This window comes from Pantoea sp. ACRSB (assembly GCF_022346905.1).
Lineage (GTDB): Bacteria > Pseudomonadota > Gammaproteobacteria > Enterobacterales > Enterobacteriaceae > Pantoea > Pantoea piersonii.
Map to the genome: position 1 here is coordinate 1 of NZ_JAKRNL010000023.1, position 5,570 is coordinate 5,570.

General features: G+C 61.9%; 6 protein-coding genes and 2 pseudogenes. 7 read left to right on the forward strand and 1 reads right to left on the reverse strand.

Annotation, left to right across the window (positions count from 1 at the left end):
• From MHZ89_RS22450 to lldD, 6 genes and pseudogenes are all read left to right on the forward strand, one after another.
• Nucleotides 1-106: IS1 family transposase (locus MHZ89_RS22450; protein WP_000300949.1), on the forward strand; the 106-nt coding region annotated here is incomplete at its 5' end.
• 17 nt (nt 107-123) lie between these two features.
• Nucleotides 124-225 (forward strand): annotated as a pseudogene (locus tag MHZ89_RS22455) (flagellar biosynthesis anti-sigma factor FlgM); the annotation flags it as partial.
• A gap of 11 nt (nt 226-236) precedes the next feature.
• The gene (locus tag MHZ89_RS22460; RefSeq protein ID WP_033755977.1) at nt 237-680 is read left to right on the forward strand and encodes a flagella synthesis protein FlgN; all 444 of its coding nucleotides are present in this window, start codon (nt 237-239) and stop codon (nt 678-680) included.
• Between the two features lie 528 nt (nt 681-1,208).
• Entirely contained in the window at nt 1,209-2,858 is a 1,650-nt protein-coding gene (gene lldP / locus MHZ89_RS22465) for an L-lactate permease (RefSeq protein WP_033755975.1), read from the forward strand.
• Nucleotides 2,858-3,619 (forward strand): transcriptional regulator LldR, encoded by a 762-nt coding sequence (lldR, locus tag MHZ89_RS22470; protein ID WP_048786607.1) that lies wholly within the window; start codon nt 2,858-2,860, stop codon nt 3,617-3,619. The genes lldP and lldR overlap by 1 nt, the downstream gene beginning before the upstream one ends.
• A 12-nt stretch (nt 3,620-3,631) precedes the next feature.
• Nucleotides 3,632-4,816 carry an FMN-dependent L-lactate dehydrogenase LldD gene (gene lldD, locus MHZ89_RS22475; protein ID WP_311784655.1) on the forward strand — a complete coding sequence of 395 codons (1,185 nt, stop codon included), beginning with the start codon at nt 3,632-3,634 and terminating at the stop codon, nt 4,814-4,816.
• A 71-nt stretch (nt 4,817-4,887) separates the two neighbouring features.
• On the opposite strand, the pseudogene MHZ89_RS22480 reads toward lldD, so the two are convergent.
• Nucleotides 4,888-5,451 (reverse strand): annotated as a pseudogene (locus MHZ89_RS22480) (methyl-accepting chemotaxis protein); the annotation flags it as partial.
• Between the two features lie 54 nt (nt 5,452-5,505).
• Here MHZ89_RS22480 and MHZ89_RS22485 point away from each other — a divergent pair.
• Nucleotides 5,506-5,570 (forward strand): IS1 family transposase (locus tag MHZ89_RS22485; RefSeq protein ID WP_001676991.1); only part of this gene is annotated, 65 nt, incomplete at its 3' end.

Sequence of the window (5,570 nt, forward strand, 5' to 3'; positions counted from 1 at the left end):
GCAGCACCTGGCACGGCTGGGACGGAAGTCGCTGTCGTTCTCAAAATCGGTGGAGCTGCATGACAAAGTCATCGGGCATTATCTGAACATAAAACACTATCAATAAGTTGGAGTCATTACCCGCGCGTCGAAAAGATTAAACAGGCGATGCGCAACGGCGAACTACAGATGGACGCCGATAAAATCGCCGACGCGCTGCTGCGAAATATCCTTGAAGAGGGGTGACAGAGGCGCTCATGGAGAGTTTACAGGCCGCCTTAACCAGGCTGCAGGAAACGCTCAGTGAACTGGATGGCGTGCTGGCCGAAGAGATCAAACAGCTCAGCGGCGCGACTATCCATCCGGTTTCCCTTCAGCACCTTTCCGATATGAAAAGCCGCCTGCTGGCGACTGTCGCCTGGCATGACGAACAGCGGAAACAGCAGGAAGATCGTCTGCAGCTGTTTGCCCCCTATCAGCCGCAGCCTGCGCTGGCCGCACAGTGGAGCGTCATGCTGCCGATGATTAAACGGGCCAGCGAAATGAACCAGCAAACCCGCCAGCTGCTGGAGATGCATCTGCAGCGAGCGCGCCATTTAACCCGCGCGATAGATAAAACGGCGGCGGCCCCCGGGCTTTATACTGCTGGCGGGCAATCGGACTCTAACGGCTCGACGCGCGCTTACGATATTACTATCTAGCCGCCCTGGGGTGGCGGTCTTTACCCTCCTTTCCCGCTGTGCGATGGCGGTCTTTAACGCCCCTTTCCCGCTGTGCGATGGCGGTCTTTAACGCCCCTTTCCCGCTGTGCGATGGCAATACTTAATGCCCCTTCCGCCGTGCGATGGTGAGCTTTAACGCCCCTTTTTCGTTAGCGGGGGCTCTCCTGCTCCGCCATGCGATAACCGGCTGACGCCACGAAATAGCTCTTCGCGGCCTCATGGCGCTCCTGATGCTACCGCCCGCTGGCCGCTTCAGCGGCGCTAAACGCTTTGCCGCCTGCACGCCCGCGAAATTGGTCCTACCAAAACCTGTTGTTTGTGACAAATCTTCCAGCCTCAAATGAAAGTTTTAGCGAAAGATTGCATTCATCCCCGTACCAGATAAACAATTCTTTAACATTTACGCGCTTTTTGGTCTGACCAGCCTTGCGGCTGCGTGCTGTCTGACTGCGGCGCTCCCCGACCGCTGCCGTTTACAGGCAGGCACTCTTCTGGAGAATCAGGATCATGCAAAACTGGCAGCAACTTTACGATCCGCTCGATAATATCTGGCTGTCGAGCCTGATTGCGGCGCTTCCCATTCTCTTTTTCTTTTTCGCGCTGACGCGGCTGCGGATGAAAGGCTATCTCGCCGGCACCATCACGGTGCTGATCGCGCTGGCGGTGGCGCTGCTGTTCTACCGTATGCCGATCGACCAGGCGCTCGCCTCCGCCGTTTACGGTTTCTTCTACGGTCTGTGGCCTATCGCCTGGATTATCGTCGCCGCGGTGTTCGTGTATAAAATTACGGTGAAAACCGGCCAGTTTGGCATCATTCGCAACTCCATTTTGTCGATTACCGAAGATCAACGCCTGCAGATGTTGATCGTCGGCTTCGCCTTCGGATCCTTTCTGGAAGGCGCCGCCGGCTTCGGCGCGCCGGTGGCGATCACCGCCGCGCTGCTGGTCGGTTTGGGCTTTAAGCCAGTCTACGCCGCCGGGCTTTGCCTGATTGTGAACACCGCGCCGGTCGCCTTCGGCGCGATGGGCATTCCGATTATCGTCGCCGGCCAGGTCACCGGCGTGGATGCAATGGCGATCAGCCAGATGGCGGGGCGCCAGTTGCCGTTCCTGACCATGATCGTGCTGTTCTGGGTCATGGCGATCATGGATGGCTGGCGCGGGGTGAAAGAGACCTGGCCTGCAGTGGTGGTCTCCGGCGGCTCTTTCGCTATCGCCCAGTACCTGACCTCCAACTTCCTCGGCCCGGAGCTGCCGGACGTGATCTCCGCACTGGTCTCCCTGCTCTGCCTGACGCTGTTCCTGCGCGTCTGGAAGCCGGCGCGCATTTTCCGCTTTGCTGGCGAGGAGGAAAGCGGCGAACCGCAGCGCGTCGAGCGCTACAGCGCGGCGCAGGTGATGCGCGCCTGGATGCCGTTCCTGTTTTTGACGCTGACCGTCACCCTGTGGAGCATTCCGCCGTTTAAGGCGCTGTTCGCACCCGGCGGCGCGCTGTATGACTGGGTCTTCTCTTTCGCCGTGCCGTTCCTGCATCAGCAAGTGATCAAGATGCCGCCGGTGGTCGCCACCGCCACGCCTTACGCCGCTATCTACAAGCTCGACTGGTTCTCTGCCACCGGCACGGCAATTTTTATCGCTGCGCTGCTGTCGGTGATCTGGCTGCGCATGCGCCCCGCGCAGGCGATAAGCGCCTTTGGCGAAACCCTGCGCGAGCTGGCGCTGCCGATTTACTCCATCGGCGCGGTGCTGGCGTTCGCCTTTATCTCCAACTATTCGGGCCTCTCTACCACGCTGGCGCTGGCACTGGCCCATACCGGCAACGCCTTCACCTTCTTTTCACCGTTTCTCGGCTGGCTGGGCGTATTCCTCACCGGCTCCGATACCTCCTCTAACGCGCTGTTCGCCGCCCTGCAGGCGACCACCGCGCAGCAGATCGGCGTGCCGGAGGTGCTGCTGGTCGCCGCCAACACCACCGGCGGCGTTACCGGCAAAATGATTTCACCGCAGTCGATCGCTATCGCCTGCGCCGCGGTGGGGCTGGTCGGCAAAGAGGCCGACCTGTTCCGCTTTACCGTTAAGCACAGCCTGATTTTCACCTGCATAGTGGGGATTATCACTTCGCTGCAGGCCTGGGTTTTCCCGTGGATGATCCCGTAATGCATGAAGAACAACGCCTGGCGGAGAGCCTGGCGCAACGCCTGAGGGCTTTTATTGACGAGCAGCGGCTGCAGCCGGGCGAACGGCTGCCGGCGGAGCGCCAGCTGGCGCAGCAGCTGACAGTCTCCCGTTCGTCGCTGCGCGAGGCGCTGCAGAAACTGATCAGCGAAGGGGTACTGATCAGCCGGCGCGGCGGCGGCAACTTTATTGCCGAACGCCCGGCGGACTGGTCGGCGTCGCGGCTGGTGATGCCGCTCAGCACCCTGCTGGCGGACGACCCCGGTTACCGCTACGACGTGCTGGAAGCGCGCATCGCCATTGAATCCAGCACGGCGTGGCACGCCGCGCGCCGCGCCACGCCGGAAGACAAAGCGCATATCGAGCGCTGCTATCAGATGATGCTGCAGGTCAGCGATCGCGACGATCCCGACCTGGCTGCCCACTCCGACGTGCGCTTTCATCTGGCGATCGCCGAGGCCGCCCACAACCTGGTGCTGCTGCAGGCGATGCGCGGTCTGTTCGATCTGCTGCAGTCGTCGGTGATGCAGAGCCGTCAGCGGATGTACACCGCGCCGGAGATTTTCCAGCAGCTGGCGGTGCAGCATCAGGCGATCTGTCAGGCGATTATCGCCGGCGATGCCGAACGGGCGCGCAGCGTCACTATCCACCACCTTGAATTTGTTGACGCCACCATGCGCAACCTGCATGAGGAAGAGGCGCGACGGGCGCGCAGTATGCGCATTCCGGACAGTAAAGCGTAAGCGAGGACTACCGTGATTATCTCATCAGCAAAAGATTACCGAGCCGCAGCGAAAGCCAAAGTGCCGCCGTTTCTGTTTCACTACGCCGACGGCGGCGCTTATGACGAGTACACCCTGAAACGCAACAGCGACGATCTGGCGCAAATCGCGCTGCGCCAGCGCATTCTGCGCAATATGTCCTCGCTGAGCCTGGAAACGCAGCTGTTCGGCGAGACGCTATCGATGCCGGTGGCGCTGGCGCCCGTCGGCCTGTGCGGCATGTATGCGCGTCGGGGCGAGGTACAGGCGGCGCGCGCGGCGGATAAAAAGGGCATTCCTTTTACGCTCTCCACCGTGTCGCTCTGCCCGATTGAAGAGGTCGCCCCGGCGATGCAGCGCCCGATGTGGTTCCAGCTCTATGTGCTGCGCGATCGCGGCTTTATGCGCAACGTGCTGGAGCGGGCGCAGGCGGCGGGCTGCTCGACGCTGGTGTTTACCGTCGATATGCCGGTGCCGGGCGCGCGCTATCGCGATGCGCACTCCGGTATGAGCGGCCCGAACGCGGCGATGCGCCGCTATCTGCAATCGGCGCTCTATCCGCAATGGGCCTGGGATGTCGGCATTCATGGCCGCCCGCACGATCTTGGCAATATCTCCGCCTACCGCGGCGAGCCGACCCACCTGGAGGATTACATTGGCTGGCTGGGCAATAACTTTGACCCTTCGATCTCGTGGAGCGACCTGGAGTGGATCCGCGATTTCTGGAAGGGGCCGATGATCATCAAAGGCATCCTTGACCCGGAGGATGCGTGCGACGCGGTACGTTTCGGCGCGGACGGTATCGTGGTATCGAACCATGGCGGCCGCCAGCTGGACGGCGTACTCTCCTCGGCGCGCGCGCTGCCCACCATCGCCGACGCGGTAAAGGGCGAACTGGCGATCCTGGCGGACGGCGGCGTACGCAGCGGGCTGGATGTGGTGCGCATGATCGCGCTGGGCGCGGATACCGTGCTGCTGGGCCGCGCGTTTCTCTATGCGCTGGCGGCGGCGGGCGAGGCGGGCGTCAGCAATCTGCTGAACCTGTTTGAAAAAGAGATACGCGTGGCGATGACGCTGACCGGCGCGCGCTCGATCGCGGAAATTACCCGCGATTCGCTGGTGCAGGCGGCGGCGCCGATGGAGCCTGACGCGCTGGCGAAGGCGGTAGCCAACGACTAAGGCGAGGCCATAAAAACAGAAAACCCGGCGGAGAGGCCGGGTTTTTTATCTTATCTGCTCACGCCTGAGGCTCAGAACTGTTCCCAGCCCCCCTGTGAGGCGGTCGCCGCGGCCGGCGTCGGCGTCAGCACGCGCGGACGCGGCGCGCTGACCGCCGGACTGCGCTCAAAGCCGCGCTGCGCGGTTTTAAACACGGCCACCGTCTGTTCCAGCTGTCGCGCCTGATCTTCCAGCGACGAGGCGGCAGCGGAGGACTCTTCAACCAGCGCGGCGTTCTGCTGCGTGGTGGTATCCATCTCGGTCATCGCCTGGCCGATCTGCAGGATGCCGCGGCTCTGCTCTTCGGAGGCGCTGGCGATCTCGTTCATGATGCCGCTCACCTGAGAGACGGAGCGCACGATGTCATCCATCGCCTGCCCGGCGCTGCTGACCAGCCGCGAGCCATTATCGACCTTCTGCCCCGCTTCATTGATCAGCGTTTCAATTTCGCGTGCCGCCGTGGCGCTGCGCTGTGCCAGACTGCGCACTTCGCCTGCCACCACCGCAAAGCCGCGGCCCTGCTCGCCGGCGCGCGCTGCTTCCACCGCCGCGTTCAGCGCCAGAATGTTGGTCTGGAAAGCAATACCGTTGATCAGGTGATGCTGCCAACTTACTGATTTAGTGTATGATGGTGTTTTTGAGGTGCTCCAGTGGCTTCTGTTTCTATCAGCTGTCCCTCCTGTTCAGCTACAGACGGGGTGGTGCGTAACGGTAA